Source organism: Zunongwangia sp. SCSIO 43204 (genome assembly GCF_019904275.1).
GTDB classification, from domain to species: domain Bacteria; phylum Bacteroidota; class Bacteroidia; order Flavobacteriales; family Flavobacteriaceae; genus Zunongwangia; species Zunongwangia mangrovi.
Window position 1 is genome coordinate 1,586,648 of the sequence record NZ_CP063204.1, and the last position, 19,643, is coordinate 1,606,290.

The window sequence follows — 19,643 nt, forward strand, 5'->3', positions numbered from 1 at the left end:
TACATAAATGATCCGAAATTTAAACAAAACCATTGCCGGTATTGGTATTGCCAGCCTTTTATTTGCCTGTAACGAGAAGCAGGAAGTTAAAGCACCACAGGCTGTAGGACCAACGCCAACAAAAGAACAACTTGCCTGGCATGATATGGAGATGAATGCGTTCATTCATTTTACCACTAATACATTTACAGGTAAAGAATGGGGATTTGGTGACGAATCGCCAGAAATTTTTAATCCAACAGCTATTGATGTAGATCAATGGATGGAAACTTTGCAAAAAGCAGGTTTTAAAGGAGTGATTTTAACGGCAAAACATCATGATGGTTTTGCACTTTTCCCTTCAGATTATACCGAGCATGATATCGCAAATTCTCCATATAAAGATGGAAAAGGAGATTTGGTTAAAGAAGTAGCCGAATCTGCCAGAGCACACGGTTTAAAATTCGGGATTTATCTTTCTCCGTGGGATCGTAATCGTGAAGATTATGGAGAAGCATCTTATGTAGAATTTTACAGAAATCAATTAAAAGAAGTTTTTACTAATTACGGCGATATTTTCGAGATGTGGTTTGATGGTGCTAATGGTGGTGACGGTTACTACGGCGGCGCTAACGAAGAGCGAAGAATCGATAAACAAAACTATTATGATTGGCCAACAACTTTGGCAATGGTCGAAGAAATGCAACCTGCAGTGCTGTTTTTTAGTGATGCCGGGCCAGACTTGCGTTGGGTAGGAAACGAAGACGGTGTTGGTGGCACAACAAACTGGAACACAATTACACCAGATACGCTTTATGCCGGGAAACCAGGTATTGGCGATGTTTTACAAACAGGATCTAAAGATGGTACAGATTGGATCCCGGCTGAGGTAAATACATCTATTCGCCCGGGTTGGTTTTACCATAAAGAAGAGGATTCTTTAGTGATGTCTCCAGAAGAATTATTTACAACTTACATGCATTCTGTGGGTAGAGGATCTACTTTGTTGCTTAATGTTCCGCCAGATCAAAGAGGGCAGTTTCATGAAAATGATGTAGCTTCTTTACTTGGAATGCGAAAAATTATCGATAGTGTTTTTGCTGAAAATTTAGCTGAAAATGTTCAAATCTCGGCTAGTAATTTTAGAGGAGAGTCTGAAGACTATGCTGCGGCGAATTTAATTGATGGAAATGCTGATTCGTTTTGGGTAACCGATGAAGGAATTATCGAATCTTCTATCGAATTGAAATTTGATTCTGCTAAAACGGTTAATTTTGTATTACTACAGGAAAATATAGCATTAGGACAACGTGTAGAAAAGTTTCATATTGCAGCAATGATCGATGGTGAATGGGAAGAAATTGCTGAAGGCACTACGATTGGATACAAAAGAATACTTGAAGTTCCTTCTGTAGAAACCACAGCTCTAAAAGTAGAGTTCAAGGCGGCAAAAGCCAGCCCGGTAATTACTAATCTTGAAATTTATTAAGATCGATGCGTATTTTATCAAAACTCGTTCTTCTTGTATGTCTTTTCAGCTTTAATGTGCAGGCGCAAGATGAGGTTTTTAAGATTGAAGATGGCGATTTTAAATACAAGGGAGAGCCAATTAATATTTATGCAGGAGAGATGCATTATGCCAGGATCCCAAAAGAATACTGGCGTCATCGCTTACAAATGATGAAAGCTTTAGGTTTAAATGCTGTAAACACTTATGTTTTCTGGAACTATCATAATACCGCTCCGGGAAAATGGGATTGGAAATCAGATAATAAAAACCTAACAGAATTTATAAAACTGGCTGAAGAAGAAGGACTTTTTGTAATTCTTCGTCCGGGGCCTTATGCGTGTGCCGAGTGGGAATTTGGAGGTTACCCGTGGTGGCTTCAAAAGAATCCAGATCTTAAGATTCGTCAAAATAACGAAGCGTTTTTAGATTCTTGTCGCACCTATATCAACGAGCTTGCAGCGCAGGTAAAACCGCTTCAAGCAAGTAAAGGTGGGAATTTAATTATGGTTCAGGCTGAAAATGAATTTGGTTCTTTTGTTTCGCAACGAGAGGATATTTCCGCAGAAGACCATAAAGCTTATAAACAAAAGATCTTTGAAATGCTGAAGGATTCTGGTTTAGACGGGCCGTTTTTCACTTCAGATGGAACATGGTTGTTTAACGGTGGTGCTGTAGAAGGTGCATTGCCAACCGCGAATGGCGAAAATAATATTGCCAACCTTAAAAAAGCGGTAAACGAATATCATAACGGGGAAGGCCCTTATATGGTAGCCGAATTTTATCTCGGGTGGTTAGACCATTGGGCAGAGCCTTTTACAAGAATTAGTGCAGATGCCATTGCTAAGCAAACCGAAGTATATCTTAAGAACGATGTAGATTTTAATATTTATATGGTTCACGGTGGGACTAATTTTGGTTTTACCAGCGGTGCAAATTATAACGACGATCACGATATTCAGCCAGATATTACCAGTTATGATTATGATGCACCAATTTCTGAAGCTGGATGGGCAACGCCAAAATATATGGCGATAAGAAAATTAATGAAGGAATATGTAGAATATGATATTCCTGAAATTCCGGCTCAAATTCCGGTAATAGCTATCCCAGAAATTACGTTGGATAAAAAGCAAAGCGCGCTTAAATATATTAAATCATCTAAGCCCGTTATAGCCGATGCTCCTATGAGTTTTGAGGAACTAGACCAGGGATTTGGATATGTTTTATATCGTAAAAAGTTTACGCAGCCTATAAACGGAAAATTACAAATACCAGGTTTGCGTGATTATGCTACCGTATATGTAAATGGTAAGTACGTAGGAAAGCTAAATCGTATTTACAACCAATACGAGATGGATATTAAAATTCCGTTTAACGGGACTTTGGAGATTCTTGTAGAGAATATGGGACGTATTAATTACGGAGCTAAAATTACTGAAAATATCAAAGGAATTATAAGTGCGGTAAGCATTAACGATTACGAAATATCTGGTGGTTGGGAAATGTATTTAGCACCTTTCGATGCTGCACCTAATCTAGAGGGATCAACCGAAGTTAAAGAAGGTTTACCAGTATTGTATTCTGGGGAATTTGATCTGGATACCATAGGAGATACATTTCTTGATATGCAAAAATGGGGCAAAGGAATCGTTTTTGTAAATGGCCACAATCTTGGTCGTTACTGGAAAGTTGGTCCACAGCAAACCCTTTATTTACCGGGGAGCTGGTTAAAAGAAAAAGGAAATACGATTACAATTTTAGAGCAGCTGAATGAAGACCCAAAATCAAGAATTTCAGGTTTGGAAAGGCCGATTTTGGACAGCTTGTCTCAATAAGTCTTCATGTTATGTTCACATAAAAGTGAATAGTTTGTTTGACAATGGAAGGAGGACCGCCATCCTCCTTCCTTTTTTTAAAAAAAGTTAGTTCAATACTCCTAATAGTTTTATGGGAAGTATTAAATATAGAATTTCAAGTAAGTGTAAGTTTGTTTCATACATTGCGAGGGGAGAGGAGTAGTTTACCTCTTCCCTTTTTTTACTCGATAATCGAGATTAAATTAATTTTTGTCCTGCTATTTTAGTGCTTCTTGTTAACACATGATTTACCAATAATCTTCATTTCATTGGAGAATTAAAATTTTCAGAAAATATGAAAGCCAAAGTCGTTGTTTTAGCCGTATTTTTTAGTTTGAAATTAATTGCTCAGCATAAGGTGAAATTTGAAGTTTTAGACTCTGGATTTATTTATGCTGAAGCTAATTTTCCCAGTGCGCATGCTTCTACGATCGAAGAATTAGATAATGGCGATCTAATTGCCGCCTGGTTTGGTGGTACGCACGAAAGACATCCAGATGTTAGCATTTATACTAGTAAAAAAAACAAGAATGGTTGGTCTTCTCCTAAGAAAGTTGCCACCGGTTTTCAAAATGATACGCTAAGTTACCCAACATGGAATCCTGTACTGTTTAATACTGAAAATAAACTCTTTTTATTTTACAAAATTGGACCTTCACCTTCAACCTGGTGGGGCGCTTATAAAACTTCAACAAATAATGGCGAAAGCTGGAGCGATGAAAAGTTGTTGCCAGAAGGTATTTTAGGACCAATAAAAAACAAGCCAATTCAGTTAGAAAATGGCCGAATTGTGAGTCCGTCTAGCGTAGAACTTCAGGATGGTGAAATTTGGCATGCTCACATGGAAATTTCAGACGATCTTGGTAAAACTTGGCGCAAAATTAAGGTGAATCAGGATTCAGAATATAAAGTAATTCAGCCTACGATCGTTCAGCTAAAAAATGGCGATTTAAAAGCTTTTTTCAGAAGTGATCAAGATGTTGTTTTAGAAAGTTTCAGTAAAGATCATGGAGAAACCTGGAGTGATTTTAGCGCTTCAGAACTTGCAAACCCAAACTCCGGAATCGATGCTGTACGTCTAAAAAACGGCGGATTTCTAATGGTTTATAATCCTATGGCCAGTGGAGACGATTGGTGGGACGGTAGAAGTAAACTGAATTTAGCATATTCTGAAGATGCCGAGCATTGGCAAGACGTTTTAAAACTCGAAAATGAGGAAGAAGGCGAGTTTAGCTACCCGGCAATAATTCAGGCTGAAAACGGCGAAATTCATATCACTTATACCTACGATCGAAAAAAGATCAAATATTTTAGGTTGAAACGATCTAATTGATCACTTAAATATCTTTGGAACGCTGAAAGGATCGAAGTCCCAAAGCATAGGCAAAACAAAATAAATAACCAGGCTAATGACTATAATCGATAGTAAATTTAGCCAAAAACCGGTTTTCATCATATCGGCGATCTTTAGATAGCCAGATCCAAACACCACGGCATTTGGAGGTGTCGCTACCGGAAGCATAAATGCGCAGCTCGCCGCTAATGTAGCGCTTACCATCAATAAATAGGGATGCAAATTTAAAGCCAGCGCCATGGGTGCCAAGATTGGTAATAGCATGGCCGTGGTTGCCAGGTTAGAAGTAACTTCAGTTAAAAAGTTTACTGAGGCAACCAGGATAAGAATCAATAAAAACAAGGGTAAATTTTCCAGGTTTACTAATTGTTCGCCAATCCAATTGGCAAGGCCGGTATCGTTAAAAGCTTTTGCCAGGGCCATACCGCCACCAAAAAGTAGTATAATTCCCCATGGAATCTTCACCGCTTCTTCCCAGCTTAGAAGGCGTTTTTGTTTCTCTTTGTTTTTTCCAGAAGGAATCAAGAATAAAGAGATTCCTGCCGTCATTGCTATTATGGTGTCATCGATATTGGGTAAGAGTTCCTGCAGAAAGAAGGAACGAGTGATCCAGCAAAGTGCGGTTAATACAAATACGATCAATACTCGTTTTTCCTGAATACTTATTTTTCCTAGTTCGTCCAGTAATCTTTTAATTTCTGTTTTTCCGCCGGGAAATTCAGTTTGTTTAAAACTGAAAGCAAAACTTGTAATATACTTCCAGCAGAAGATCAACATTAAAATTGAAATTGGCATTCCTAAAAGTGCCCATTTCAAGAAGCTAATTTCAATTCCGTATAATTCTTCAACAATTCCGGCAAAAACAAGGTTAGGCGGTGTACCAATTAAAGTGCCTATTCCGCCAATAGAAGCGCTGTACGCAATTGCCAACATTAATGCTTTTCCGAAGACTTTATTTTCATCTTCGCTGGTTTTTGGATTGTCTTTTAGCTGCAAGATAATGGCCGTTCCAATAGGAAGCATCATTACCGATGTTGCAGTGTTAGAGATCCACATCGATAAAAATGCGGTGGCTACCATAAAGCCCAAAATGATCAATTTAATATTGGTGCCGATTAAATTGATAATATTAAGTGCGATACGACGGTGTAAATTCCATTTTTCGATAGCTACAGCGATAATAAATCCTCCCATATACAGAAAAACATATTTGTGACCGTAAGAGGCTGTGGTTAGACCAATATCTAAAGCGCCGCTTAAAGGAAAAAGCACGATTGGCAGTAAAGCAGTAGCGGCAATTGGGATGATCTCGGTAACCCACCAAATCGCCATCCAGATCGTTACGGCTAAAACATCAAAAGCTTCTGACGACATTTCTTCTGGTGGCTGTAAAAGCTGAAATATTGCAAAAATTAACGGACCTGCAATTAAGATTATGCGTTTAAGACTACTGTTCATTTATTATTTATTGGCACCGCCAAAGGTTATAATACTCAAAGGCTTGCCTCGAAATTAAAAATTATTTTCCAACGGATAATGCCTCGAGGGCTTGCCCCGAGATAGTTTATTATCGACGGGAAGATAAATATTTTCTGCAGAAGTCAGTAAGCCTATTAATTACTATTAAATTAGTTTTATTACTAAAAAAATAGTTTATTTCTTGTATGCATCGGTTTTATATTAGATATTGTAAAGGAAAAATCAATCAACTATCATTATGAGCAATAAGATCATCTTCATTTTAGGCGTTTTGGCATTCAATTTTTTTCAGCTTCAGGCACAAAACGAACTCAATTATCGGGTGAGTTATAAACTTACCTATAAGTTAGATTCTACAAATCTTGAATCCAGTAAATCTGAAATTATGTGGCTATTTGCCAATAACGAGTCCTCACTTTTTTTAAGTAGAGGAGCAGCACTAAAAAATTCGATGTCTGTAAATGTGAGTGTTGCAGATATTGGATCTGAAAGATGGAAAAGTAGAATAGCAGCTTCTAAAACCGATTTTAAGTATAAGATCTGTAAAAATAAATCTGAAAATAAGCTGGGATACGGAATTAAACTAATGGACGATAAATTGTATTATTCTGAAGATATCGACAAAATTCAGTGGGAAATACAGACTGAAGCCAAAGAAATTGCCGGTTATCAGGTGCAAAAAGCAACAACAAGTTTTGCCGGGAGAGATTATATTGCCTGGTTTACTCCAGAAATTCCGCTTTCAGATGGGCCATATAAATTTGCCGGTTTACCTGGTTTGATAGTAGAGATCCGGGATACAGAAGATGAGTACAACTTTGAATTTACAGGTTTTGAAGAATTAGATAATCCTTTAGAATATCAGATTGTTCCTAAAGGATTTAAAGAAGTGAAGAAAAAAGAACTTCTGGATTTATTGTCAACTTATCTAAAAGATCCAATTAGTTATATAAATAACTATGTGGGCGCGAGCGGCACAACCGTAAGTATTAAAATTGTAGGTGATGATAAAAGGATTATCTGAAAAAACAGCAGGAAAAATTAACCAAAAAGAATAATCCCATCGAGTTACAGTAATTTGTACTTTGCATTATACGAAATGCTTTTCTTAAAAAAATGTGAATCGTATAGCTTTTCTGCTTCGTTGTTTGTCGAAAAAAGTTTAAGATATTGGATTTATTAAGCAATTTGAAAGTTCTAAAACTCTCATTTTTATGCGAAATAAAGTTACTTTCCTTTTTATTGCTTTTAGCTTGATTAGCATTTTTGGATATGCTCAGCAAAATTATGAACTTAATTCAGGCTGGAAAACCCTCTCCATTGGCGATGTAGAATCAACCGGAGAAGAAATTTCAAATATCTCTTATTCCGTAGAGAACTGGAAAAAGGCCACAGTTCCCGGGACGGTGCTTACTACGCAGCTTAATAATGGTGAAATTCCCGACCCATTTTTTGGGATGAACAATGAAGAAATTCCGGATATCTATGATGTTGGTCGCGATTATTATACCTATTGGTTTGTAAAGGATTTTAAAGAGAAAGCAAAGAAAGACGAGCAGGTTTGGCTTAATTTCCGCGGAATAAACTATAGCGTGGATATTTTTCTAAATGGTAAGAAAGTCAACCACGAAGAATACAAAGGAATGTTTCTTAGGAAGCGTTTTAATATTACAAAATTTCTTGCTGAAAATGGCCAAAATCGCCTTGCAGTGATCGTATATCCTGCACCGCATGTTGGGAATCCAAATGGCGGCCAGGGAGGTGATGGTACAATCGCACGTGGAGTGGCACATCAATATGTTGCCGGTTGGGATTGGATTCAGCCAATTCGCGATCGAAATACGGGGATTTGGGATAAGGTGATTATTGAAAAAACCGGTGCGGTAAATCTTAAAAATCCGCATGTGGTGACCAAAGTGCCTGGAAAGCGACTTCCGGGAGAAAATCAGGAACCAGCGAAAATTGCTTTTACTGCGGAAGTTGAAAACCCAACTTCAAAAACAGTTGAAGGAACACTGTCTTTTAAAATTGCAGGTAAAAACATCGAAAAAGAGGTTAGCCTGGCTGCAAATGCTGAAATGCTGGTAGAACTTCCAGAGTTCAAAATTGAAGATCCAAAACTTTGGTGGCCTTCTGGTTATGGTGAGCAAAATTTATATGATGCCGAAGTTGAATTCAGCATAAAAAATAAAACTTCAGATAAAGAAACGCTTAAAGTAGGAATCCGTGAAATCCAAACCGAATGGAATTCGCACACACGTAGTAAGCAGATATTCGTTAACGGGCAGCCTATTTTTATAAAGGGAGGAAACTGGATCATCTCAGACGCGATGCTTCGTTTTACTAAAGAGCGTTATGATGCCGAGATTCGTTTTCACCGTGATATGAATTTAAATCTTATTAGAATTTGGGGTGGTGCTTTACCAGAAAGACCAGAATTTTACGAAGCCTGTGATAAATATGGGATGCTGGTGATTCAGGATTTTTGGATGTCTGGTGACTGTAATGGTAGATGGGTAGATCCTATGAAAAAAGATGATCAATGGACGCGCAGACAATATCCAGACGATCACGAATTGTTTATCGAATCTGCTGCAGATGCGGTAAAAATGCTGCGTAATTATCCTTCACTTGCTATCTGGTGCGGTGGGAACGAGATCACACCGCCACAGGATATTTTGTATGCCATAAAAGATGAAATTCTACCGGAATTAGATGGTACACGTTGGTTTATCGATTACTCAAATTCAGATGACATGTCTTATAATTTTAAAGGCGGAAATGGTGACGGCCCTTACGGAATTCAGGATATTTCGACTTTTTGGAACGAGCGTACCTGGCCTTTTAATTCTGAAGTTGGATCTGTAGGAGTAGGAGATGAGGTAAGTTTAAAGCGTTTTCTTCCGGAAGAAAATTATACCGTTCCGGTAGAATATGAAGGAACAGAAGCCGTGAAAGATCCTGTTTGGACGTATCACAAATACATCGATTATGGCAATTCTTTAGAAGCTTATGGTACGCCAGAAAATATGGCCGATTTTGCTAAAAAAGCGCAGTTGGTAAATTACAACCAGTATCGCGGTTTGATGGAAGGTTTTAGTTCGCATATGTGGGATTGGTACACGGGTTCGATCATCTGGAAAACCCAAAATCCGTGGACTGCTTTGCGTGGGCAGATGTACGATTATTATTTAGATCCCAACGCCTGTTTGTTTGGGTTACGTGAAGGTAGTAAGCCTTTACACTTTATGTATAATGCTACAACCGGCGATGTACATTTGGTAAATAATGGTTTTGAAGCCCAGTACGATCTTATGTTAGGCATAAAACTGTACGATATGGATGGTAATGAAAAACCGGTAACCCAGGTATTTGCTTATATCGAAGCATCAAGCACAAAAAAGATATTATCGTTAAAAAAGCAGATCGATACATTAGCTGCTGAAGAAGGTTTGTTTTTAAAATTAGATCTTAAAAGCCAGCATCAGGAAGTTTTAGATGAAAACTTCTATTGGATTCCAGACAGTACCGGCACATATTCCGGATTACAGAAATTAGAAAAAACTGCACTTAAAGCTGAGGTTGAAAAAATAGCTGAAAATAAATTTAAACTGAAAATTACCAATCCTAAAAATAATACGGTATCATTTTTTCACCGAATCTCTTTAGAAAATGCAGAGAATGGAGAACGAATTTTACCAACTTTTTATGACGAAAATTATTCCTCTATAGTACCTGGAGCAAGCAAGGAAATCATTTTGGAAGCGCCGCAAAATGAAGTGAAAGATCTTCAAATTTCGATAGAAGGCTGGAATACAGATCGAATGGTGATTCCGGTAAATTAACTTACTTTTTTAGTTTTATTACTAAAAAACTAGTTGATTTCTTGCTTCGTAAGTTTTTTTAAGGCATCTTAGATAAAATTTCTTTTATGAAATCTATCCTGATGCCTTTTTTCTTGTGCTTTTCTGTGCTATTCTATGCTCAGAAAACCGATTTTCAATATTCCTATAAAGCGACTTACAATCTCGAATATCAGGAAGATTCTACCGATGAAAATTCGATATTATCTGAAAGTTTTGTGCTTTATTTAAGCGATGGACATTCGCGATATTCTAGTTTAGGTACAGCTATAGAAGATTCTATAGGAGGTAGTGAAGGATCTGAGTTTCATTATATGATTTACAAAAACTATAAAGAGAACCAGCTTATTTTAACTGAAAAAATTACAGCAGATAAGTATAAATTTAAATACAAACAGGATCTGAAAACGATCGACTGGGAGATTCAACCAGAAAACAAAGAAATTTTAGGTTTCACCGTTCAGAAGGCAACAGGCTCTTTTGCCGGTAGAAATTACGAAGCCTGGTTTGCGCCAGAGCTTCCATTTTTAGATGGACCTTATAAGTTTAATGGTTTGCCTGGACTTATTTTAGAGATTTCAGATCTTAAAGATGATTACCATTTTAGCTTAACTGAATTTCAGGAATTCGAAAAACCGGTAACCAAAACATCGAATTTGGATAATTATAAATTGGTTTCTCAGGAAGAACTTGACCAATTTAGAGACGATAATAACCGTGATCCCATTGCTGCCATGAGAAATGCAGGTCTAAAAATCGCTTTTAGTAAAAAGGAGCATGAAATTGAAACTAGAAAAATGTTAAGCGAGAAATACGAGAGGCGAAATAATCCTATCGAACTTCAGGAATAAATAGTCATCATCATCAATCAAAAACATCATGAAACTAAAGCTTTTTCTTTTAGTTATCATCTTTTCTTTGAAAATTTCAGCACAAGAAAAACACGGAGAAGAATATAATTATAAAGCAACATATCAATTGGATTATCAGGAAGATTCTACCGATCAAAATTCAATGAAATCTGAAACTGTTGTACTTTATTTAGGAGAAGGCGTATCTCGATATTCAAGTCTCGGTAAGGCTGTTGAAGATTCTTTAACCGCAACTTTAGATCCTTCAAATAAAAGTATGGCTGAATTTTATCGAATAAGAAGTCTGACTCCAGATACCGATTTTCACTATAAGATATTCAAAAATTACAATGATAACGAGATTATTTTAGCCGAAAAGGTTTTTAAGGATAAACTGAAATATAAACAGACTTTAAATCCCGTCGACTGGGAAATTCAGTCAGAAACCAAAGAGATCTTAGGATATAAAGTTCAAAAAGCTTCAGGATCGTTTGCCGGCAGAAATTACGAAGCCTGGTTTGCGCCAGAGCTGCCATTTTTAGACGGTCCCTATAAATTTGGAGGTTTGCCAGGACTTATTTTGGAGATTTCAGACACTAAAAATCATTACCGTTTTAGCATAATGGAATTTCAGGAGTTAAAAAAAATAGTGTCTAAAACATTGAATTTGGATGATTATAAAGAAGTTTCTCAGGGAGATCTCGATCAGGTTCGTGGTGATTATAAAAGAGATCCACTTACTGCAATGACCAACGGCGGTGTAACCATTCATTGGAAAGATGGGCAGGAAGAAGAAGCCAAAAGGAAATTCCAGAAGAGACATAAAAAGCAAAATAATCCAATTGAACTTCAACCAAAATAAATTTATAAATCGAAAATGATTATGAAATTTAAAATAGCTTTAATGTTGCTCTTCTTTTCTTTTAAGATTTCAGCACAGGAACAATCACAGACAAAGTTCAATTATAAAGCCACCTATCAGCTCGAGTATCAGGAAGATTCTACTGATGAAAACTCTATAAAGTCTGAAGTTGGTGTCCTTTATTTAGGTGATGGGCATTCACAATATTCCAGTTTAGGCCAGGCGATTAAAGATTCTTTAGAGAATATGCCCAATCCTGAAACTGTAAGGATGGACCAATATAATCAAATGACCGATTTCAAATACACGATCTTTAAAGATTACGAGAATAGTGAACTTGTTTTAGCTGAAAAGGTTTTTCAATATAGTTTTAAATATAAGCAGGGTCTAAACCAGATCGATTGGGAAATTCAATCAGAAACTAAAGAAATAATTGGTTTTAAGGTTCAAAAAGCTACAGGTGCTTTTGTCGGTAGAAATTACGAAGCCTGGTTCGCGCCAGAGCTTCCATTTTCAGATGGACCATACAAATTTTCTGGTTTGCCGGGACTTATTTTAGAAATTTCAGATTTACAAAATCAATATCATTTTAGCTTAACAAGTTTTCAGGAATTAGAGAAATCAGTAAGTAGAATACTGAATTTGGATGACTATAAAACAGTTTCTCAAAAAGAACTCGACCAGGTTCGAGACGATTATAATCGTGATCCTATTGGTACAATGCAGAAGGCAGGAATTAGATTTGGTTGGAGCGAAGAGGATGAAGCTAAACAAAGAAAGGAGCTAACCAAAAAGTATAAACGACGAAATAATCCAATTGAGCTTCCGTAGCAAAACTATCATCAATCGAAATTCATCATGAAACTAAGGTTCTTATTTATATTAGTATTTTTCTCTTTTAGGATTTCAGCGCAGGGAACTATAAAAGAAAAATTCGATTATGAAGTAATTTATAAGTTGTCTTTTAAATTAGATTCTACTCTTGTTAAGCCCGAAAGTGAATATATGATGTTGTATCTGGGAAAAGATTATTCATATTATATAAGTAGGGCTCAAAATTTTGCAGATCAAATAAAAGTAAAGGGAAACTCTGGCAGTACATCCAAAAATGCCTTAACCAATTTTCATTATCAAATTTTAAAAGAAATAAAAAACGATAGGTTATTTTATATTCATACAATCGCTGCAGATCGATTTTATTTTGGACAGGATAAGAATCTCTTCAATTGGCAAATAGAAACAGAAACCAAAGAAATAAAGGGATATAAAGTCCAAAAAGCTATTACAAACTTTGCAGGAAGAGATTATGTGGCATGGTTTACTCCAGAGGTTCCAATTTCAGACGGGCCCTATAAATTTAATGGTTTGCCGGGATTAATTTTAGAGATTTTAGACGTTGAAAGTGAATGGAATTTTGAGTTTGTCGGTTTAAAAAAGCTATCGCCAAAACAGGATTTTCAATTAAAATTTAATCAGCTTATAAAAACAAGTCCGGCCGAATTAAAAGCAACTAACCTTCGTTATCGCAAAGATCCTTTTACTTATGTAAATGATCCAAATATCACTATTTCGCCAGAAGTTCATCAAAAATACATCGAATCTTTTGCTGAAATGTTGGAGAAAGAAAATAACCCGATAGAACTGGAATAGTCTAAAAATCATCAATCAAAAAGCATCATGAAACTAAAACTATTTATAATCCTATTATGCTATTTTTACAATATTTCAGCACAGGAAAAATTAAAGGGGAAATTCGATTATAAGGTTACCTATAAGCTCGATTCTAGGTTGGATTCTACTTCAGCAGAAAAATTATCAGAATACATGATTTTGTATTTAGGAGATGAGGTTTCTCAATTTTCCAGTAGGGCATATGTTTTGGCAAATCCCATTGTTAGAAGAGGAGATGGGGGAAACACATCGCGTGCGGCAGTTACAAAATTCTTTACCAAAACCATCAAAGATCGGGGAGCATCGAAAATGTATAATTCGGTTTTTGTTCCAATGACCGATTTTTTCTATGTGCAGGAGTTAAGTCTTTTTGACTGGGGAATCTATCCTGAAACGAGAATGATCAAAGATTATAAAGCTCAAAAAGCAACTACATCATTTGCTGGTCGGGATTATGTGGCCTGGTTTACTACAGAGGTTCCGGTTTCAGACGGGCCTTATAAATTTAATGGTTTACCGGGCTTAATTTTAGAAATTGCCGATACCAATAATGATTACGTTTTTTCTTTTATAGGTTTAGAGAAGCTCGCACCAGCGCTTACTTATAAGATAAATTTTAAACAATATATTGAAAGTACCCAAGAAGACATTGCAGAAAGATTGTATGAGTATCGGCGAGATCCTATGATGCATATGCAAGCATTAAGGGGAAATACTAATGATAAGCTTAATCCTGAATATCATAAAAAAATGGTAGCCTCCTTTACCAAAATGTTGGAGAAAGAAAATAATCCTATAGAACTGGAATAGCATGAAAAAAATCCTCTTTATAATTCTATCAATATTCGTTCTTTTTGCAGGCTATTCTCAAACTGAAATTACCGGGCAGGTTTTAGACGACAATAATAAAAAGCTTAGTGGTGCAACAATAATGATCAGTAAAGACTCGATTTCTTCGATCCTGGCTTATGGAATTTCAGACGCCGATGGGAAATTTAAGGTAGCCGTGAAAAGTGAGAGCGAATCCTTGTTTCTAAAAGTTTCTTATATAGGTTTTGCTACGTTCGAAAAAACTATTCTCAATAAAGCGCAGCAATTAGAAGTGAAACTTTCGCCTTCTTCTGAAGCTTTAAAAGAAGTAATCGTAAAATCTGAAATTTTACAGCAACGCGGCGATACGCTCAGTTTTTCGGTAGCTGCTTTTAAAGGTAAAAATGACCGGGTAATTGCAGATGTGCTCAAGAAAATTCCAGGAATCGAAATTCGACCAAATGGGGGAATTTATTATAAAGATGAGCCAATCCAGAAATATTATATTGAAGGTTTAGATATGTTGGAAGGGCGTTACAACCTGGCCAATAATAACCTTTCGGCCGATGCGGTTTCTAAAATCGAAATTCTAGAAAATCATCAGCCGGTAAAGGTTTTGGATAGTTTAGAGTTTTCAGAAAGAGCTTCGATAAATATAAAGCTGAAAAAGGATATCACGTTTAGCGGAACAGCTACCGCAGGGGTTGGTGCAGCGCCTTTACTATGGCAAGCTAAAGTAACACCAATGATCTTTACAAAGAAAAGACAGGCGATCGTTACTTACCAAAGTAACAATACTGGCGTAGATGCCTCTGGTGAGGTTCTTAATTTTTCACAGAACTTCTATGGAAATAATTTTGGTATTGATCAGGAAAATTGGGTTTCGATACAAAATGTGTCGCCACCACCATTTTCTTCTGAGCGTTGGTTGGATAATAATGTTCATTTACTTTCGGGAAATATTCTGCAGCGCATTAAAAAAGATTTAGATCTAAAACTGAATATTTCTTACCTTAATGATTATCAGCAACAGGACGGGAGTACTCAAACACGCTATTTTACTCCTACAGATACGATCGATGTCATCGAAAATACGAATAACGATATTTTTATAAGTAAATTAGAAGGAGAGCTTACTTTAGAGAATAATGCTGATAAAAATTATTTTAAAGATCAATTAGCTTTTAATGGCTCCTGGAATGCAAAACGCGGATTAATTGATCGTCCCGATTCACGAATAATGCAGCAGCTGGACAATCCTTTCTTCGGAATTAAAAACGATTTGCGTCTGCTTAGAACTGTAGGAAAGCAATTGATCACTTTTACTTCAAATACAGGTTTTGCCGAAAATAACCAGGATCTTTTGGTGCAGCCGGGGCAGTTTGAAGCCATTTTTAACGAAGGTGAGTCTTATGAAGAACTTCAGCAATTAGTTTCAACCAGAAAAATATACACCGATAATTCGGCCGGCTTTACCAAAGCGCTGGGGAAATTTACCATAGCACCTAAATTTGGATTTTCTATCCAGAATCAGCAATTAGATACCGATATTTTTCTGGAAGATGGGGAAGAGGTTTTGGATCCTGATTTTAAAAACAGAACCGAATTTGTAGAATCTTCGGTTTATTTTAAAAATTCTTTCAGATTTAAAAGTAAAGATGAAACCTGGAATTTAAATTTAAGTACGCCGCTAGAGTTTAAAAGTTTTCGTTTAGAAGATGATAATTTTGAAGAAACCAGGGAGTTGGATCGGCTGGTTTTTGAACCTTATTTTTCTATGAATAAAAAACTTTCTGCTTATTGGGATGCAAATGCTTCAGCAGCCTTAAGGTATGATTTTGGGCAACTTCAGCAATTATATTATGGTTTTTTATTAAATGGATATCGAAATCTAAATAGGTATAACGCCCCAATTTCCGAAGAAACAAGACAAATTTATAATGCCGGGCTGGGGTATCGAAACCCCTTAAAGCAGTTATTCTTAAGTGCATCTTATTCTTATAATTATTCTGAAAATAATTTGCTGTACAGTTCTAATATTGGTGAAAATGGGACAGCAATTTTAGAAGCTGTAGCTTTAGATAATAACTCCGATAATCATAGTTTTAGAGCTGGTGGAAGTAAGTATTTTAGGAAAATGAAAACAACGCTTAAATTGAATACTTCTTATAATTTATCAAAACGTCAGCAGCTTTTAAATAATACGCTGGCCGAAGTAAACACAAGAAGTTTAAATTTTCGGGGAAGCCTGGATGCTGAAATTTCAAGTTGGTTAATTGCGAATTATTCGGGTAATTATACTACATACACCTCAGGTTTCGAGGATGGAGATTTTCAAACAATAGAAACTCATCAACATACGATCGATCTTTATTTTTATCCAAAGGATAACCAATACTTAAGTGCGGCAGGCGAATATTATGGCAATTCTTTATCTGAAAATGGCGACAATTATTTTGTGAACCTAAGCTATCAGTTTACTTTTGAGAAACCTAAAATGGATCTTAACATTAGCTGGCGCAATATCCTGAACACAGATACCTTTATTAATGCGTATAATAACGAGTATTATTACGTGCAAAGTAGTTATCGATTACGGCCATCGCAGGTGTTAGCCACCTTAAAATTTACCTTGTAGAATGACCAATTTCGTCAAAGAAGCCTGCGTGGAATCTTTAGAAGAAGCCTTAAAAGCTGAAAAACTTGGCGCAGATCGAGTAGAGCTGTGCGCAGACTTGTCGCAAGATGGAATTACTCCGGAAAGAAATGTTATTGTAAAGGCAAAAGTACAACTGAAGATTCCGTTTCGCGTGATGATTCGTCCTCGTGGAGGCGATTTTGTATATTCTGAAGCCGAATTTGAAGTAATGAAGCAGGATATTGAATTTTGCAAAGCAATTGGAGTAGAAGGAGTTGTTTTTGGAATCCTAAAAGAAGATAAAACTTTGGATTTAGACCGAATTTCAACTTTAGTAGCATTTTCAAAACCATTAAAAGTAGTAATTCATAAAGCGATTGATGAGACACCAGATCTTCTAAAAGCAACCGAAGAATTATCGAAAATCGATGGAATTTCTACAATTTTAAGTTCGGGAGGAAAAGCGGCAGCAAAAGAAGGAATTTCGACTTTAAATGGAATGATCGCTATTGCGGGTAACAAACTGGAAATCATGCCTGCCGGGAGGGTTACAAATAAAAATTTAGACGAAATACATAAAAGTATCGGTGCACGAGCCTATCATGGTCGCCGAATTCTTGGTGCATTTTAATATTTTTTTATAATTTAGCTAATCCAAACGTTTTTTATATGGATACTGAGCAGAAAGGAAAACCAGAAGCTAAATTAAGAACAGCAGTTCTAATTATTCTGGCAATCGTTGTTTTTCAGATAATTATGGATTGGAGTGATTTTAAGGCCGGGCTATTAGGTGCATTTCTACACTAAGCAAAGAAGGTCTTAAAATTTGCTAATTTCTTCGTTATGAAACTCGTGAATTTCAGTAGGCGAGTTATATCAAATTAAAAATGGAATCTTTTTGAAATTAGCAGAAATCTGTCTTTTCGGGATATTTTTTCAATATCAATTTTTATTCTAACATTCACATTTCTTGATACTTAACAGTGAATAGCTGTTTTGTAGGTTTCTGAATTTTATTTTCTAAAATAGTATTTCCATCTTAAAAATTCAGCATAAAAAAAAGCTGCCTTAAATGAATAAGACAGCTTTTGGTTCTATTGGGTTTGTGATGTGATTACATCATTCCTGGCATTCCGCCGCCCATTCCTTGTGGAGGCATTCCGCCGCCAGCATTATCTTCTTTGATATCGATCAAAGCACATTCTGTAGTTAAGATCATTCCAGATACAGAAGCTGCGTTTTCTAAAGCAACACGAGTCACTTTCTTAGGATCGATGATACCAGCTTTCATCATGTCTACATAAGTATCTGTTTTCGCATCGTATCCGTAATCTTTATCACCTTCTAATACTTTGTTGATCACAACAGAGCCTTCGCCACCTGCGTTAGAAACGATTGTTCTAAGTGGAGATTCGATAGCACGAGCTACAATTTGAATTCCTGTAGCCTCATCTGCATTTTCTGTAGCGATAGCGTCAAGAACAGCTTTAGCTCTTACTAAAGCTACACCACCACCGGCAACGATTCCTTCTTCTACAGCTGCACGAGTTGCATGAAGTGCATCATCTACACGGTCTTTTTTCTCTTTCATTTCAACTTCTGAAGCTGCACCAACGTAAAGAACTGCAACACCACCTGCTAATTTAGCAAGACGCTCTTGTAGTTTTTCTTTGTCGTAATCTGAAGTTGTAGTTTCAATTTGAGCTTTAATCTGGTTAACACGCTCTTTAATTGCGTTATCGTCTCCAGATCCATTTACGATAGTAGTGTTATCTTTATCGATAGCTACTTTCTCTGCAGTTCCTAGCATATCGATAGTTGCATTTTCTAAAGAGAAACCTCTTTCTTCAGAAATTACAGTACCACCAGTAAGGATTGCGATATCTTCTAACATTGCTTTTCTACGATCACCAAATCCTGGCGCTTTTACAGCAGCAATTTTTAAAGAACCTCTTAATTTGTTTACTACTAAAGTTGCAAGAGCTTCACCATCAACATCTTCAGCAATAATTAAAAGTGGTTTTCCAGATTGTGCTACCGGCTCTAAAACTGGCATAAGATCCTTCATAGTAGAGATCTTCTTGTCGAAAAGAAGAATATAAGGATTTTCAAGATCAGCGGTCATTTTCTCACTGTTCGTTACAAAGTAAGGAGAAAGATATCCTCTATCGAACTGCATACCTTCTACAACATCTACATAAGTATCTGTTCCTTTAGCTTCTTCTACAGTAATAACTCCTTCTTTACCAACTTTTCCAAAAGCTTCAGCGATCAATTCACCAATTAGGTCATCATTGTTTGCTGAAATAGAAGCTACCTGCTTAATTTTTTCTGAAGAATCTCCAACTTCCTGAGTTTGCTCAGATAAGTTCTTAGTTAAAGCTTCTACTGCTTTATCGATCCCTCTTTTAAGATCCATTGGGTTTGCACCAGCAGCAACGTTTTTAAGTCCTTCTTTTACGATAGCCTGCGCTAAAACAGTAGCAGTTGTAGTACCGTCACCCGCAAGATCGTTAGTTTTAGAAGCTACTTCTTTTACCATTTGAGCTCCCATGTTCTCTAGCTCGTCATCTAATTCGATTTCTTTAGCTACAGAAACACCATCTTTTGTTACTGTTGGAGCACCAAAGGATTTACTAATAATTACGTTACGACCTTTTGGTCCTAAAGTTACTTTTACTGCATTTGCAAGAGCATCTACACCGCGCTTAATACCGTCACGTGCTTCGATGTCAAATTTTATATCTTTTGCCATTTTATTATAAATTTT

At 36.4% G+C, this 19,643-nt stretch carries 15 protein-coding genes; 13 read left to right on the forward strand and 2 right to left on the reverse strand.

Annotated elements, in window-relative coordinates; translation table 11 throughout:
- Window positions 1-7: 7 nt before the first annotated feature.
- The 3 genes from INR75_RS07100 to INR75_RS07110 all read left to right on the forward strand — a co-directional run bounded on the left by INR75_RS07100 (window position 8) and on the right by INR75_RS07110 (window position 4,678).
- Window positions 8-1,468, forward strand: a complete 1,461-nt coding sequence (locus INR75_RS07100) for an alpha-L-fucosidase (RefSeq protein ID WP_223091352.1) — start codon at window positions 8-10, stop codon at window positions 1,466-1,468.
- Between the two features lie 5 nt (window positions 1,469-1,473).
- A complete protein-coding gene (locus tag INR75_RS07105; protein ID WP_223091353.1) occupies window positions 1,474-3,324 on the forward strand; it encodes a beta-galactosidase in 1,851 nt (616 codons plus the stop codon).
- A 316-nt stretch (window positions 3,325-3,640) separates the two neighbouring features.
- Entirely contained in the window at window positions 3,641-4,678 is a 1,038-nt protein-coding gene (locus INR75_RS07110) for an exo-alpha-sialidase (RefSeq protein WP_223091354.1), read from the forward strand.
- Here the strand turns inward: INR75_RS07110 and INR75_RS07115 are convergent, their stop codons facing one another.
- Complete coding sequence (locus tag INR75_RS07115; protein WP_223091355.1) at window positions 4,679-6,157, reverse strand: DASS family sodium-coupled anion symporter; 1,479 nt, start codon at window positions 6,155-6,157, stop codon at window positions 4,679-4,681.
- Between the two features lie 259 nt (window positions 6,158-6,416).
- Here INR75_RS07115 and INR75_RS07120 point away from each other — a divergent pair, with 259 nt between their 5' ends.
- The 10 genes from INR75_RS07120 to INR75_RS07165 all read left to right on the forward strand — a co-directional run bounded on the left by INR75_RS07120 (window position 6,417) and on the right by INR75_RS07165 (window position 17,680).
- Complete coding sequence (locus INR75_RS07120; protein WP_223091356.1) at window positions 6,417-7,202, forward strand: GLPGLI family protein; 786 nt, start codon at window positions 6,417-6,419, stop codon at window positions 7,200-7,202.
- A 190-nt stretch (window positions 7,203-7,392) separates the two neighbouring features.
- Window positions 7,393-10,023 carry a glycoside hydrolase family 2 TIM barrel-domain containing protein gene (locus tag INR75_RS07125; RefSeq protein WP_223091357.1) on the forward strand — a complete coding sequence of 877 codons (2,631 nt, stop codon included), beginning with the start codon at window positions 7,393-7,395 and terminating at the stop codon, window positions 10,021-10,023.
- 86 nt (window positions 10,024-10,109) lie between these two features.
- Entirely contained in the window at window positions 10,110-10,892 is a 783-nt protein-coding gene (locus INR75_RS07130) for a GLPGLI family protein (RefSeq protein WP_245758577.1), read from the forward strand.
- A gap of 28 nt (window positions 10,893-10,920) precedes the next feature.
- Complete coding sequence (locus tag INR75_RS07135; RefSeq protein WP_223091358.1) at window positions 10,921-11,754, forward strand: GLPGLI family protein; 834 nt, start codon at window positions 10,921-10,923, stop codon at window positions 11,752-11,754.
- 21 nt (window positions 11,755-11,775) lie between these two features.
- Window positions 11,776-12,585, forward strand: coding sequence for a GLPGLI family protein (locus INR75_RS07140; protein ID WP_255584668.1), 810 nt, complete (start codon window positions 11,776-11,778; stop codon window positions 12,583-12,585).
- Window positions 12,586-12,612: 27 nt separating this feature from the next.
- On the forward strand, window positions 12,613-13,404 hold the full coding sequence (locus INR75_RS07145; RefSeq protein ID WP_223091359.1) for a GLPGLI family protein: 792 nt from the start codon (window positions 12,613-12,615) through the stop codon (window positions 13,402-13,404).
- 27 nt (window positions 13,405-13,431) lie between these two features.
- Complete coding sequence (locus tag INR75_RS07150; protein WP_223091360.1) at window positions 13,432-14,235, forward strand: GLPGLI family protein; 804 nt, start codon at window positions 13,432-13,434, stop codon at window positions 14,233-14,235.
- Between the two features lies 1 nt (window position 14,236).
- Complete coding sequence (locus INR75_RS07155) at window positions 14,237-16,873, forward strand: carboxypeptidase-like regulatory domain-containing protein (protein WP_223091361.1); 2,637 nt, start codon at window positions 14,237-14,239, stop codon at window positions 16,871-16,873.
- Window position 16,874: 1 nt separating this feature from the next.
- The gene (locus INR75_RS07160; protein WP_223091362.1) at window positions 16,875-17,504 is read left to right on the forward strand and encodes a copper homeostasis protein CutC; all 630 of its coding nucleotides are present in this window, start codon (window positions 16,875-16,877) and stop codon (window positions 17,502-17,504) included.
- A 38-nt stretch (window positions 17,505-17,542) separates the two neighbouring features.
- Window positions 17,543-17,680 (forward strand): hypothetical protein, encoded by a 138-nt coding sequence (locus INR75_RS07165; protein WP_223091363.1) that lies wholly within the window; start codon window positions 17,543-17,545, stop codon window positions 17,678-17,680.
- A 307-nt stretch (window positions 17,681-17,987) separates the two neighbouring features.
- Here the strand turns inward: INR75_RS07165 and groL are convergent, their stop codons facing one another.
- Complete coding sequence (gene groL / locus INR75_RS07170; protein ID WP_223091364.1) at window positions 17,988-19,628, reverse strand: chaperonin GroEL; 1,641 nt, start codon at window positions 19,626-19,628, stop codon at window positions 17,988-17,990.
- Window positions 19,629-19,643: the final 15 nt, after the last annotated feature.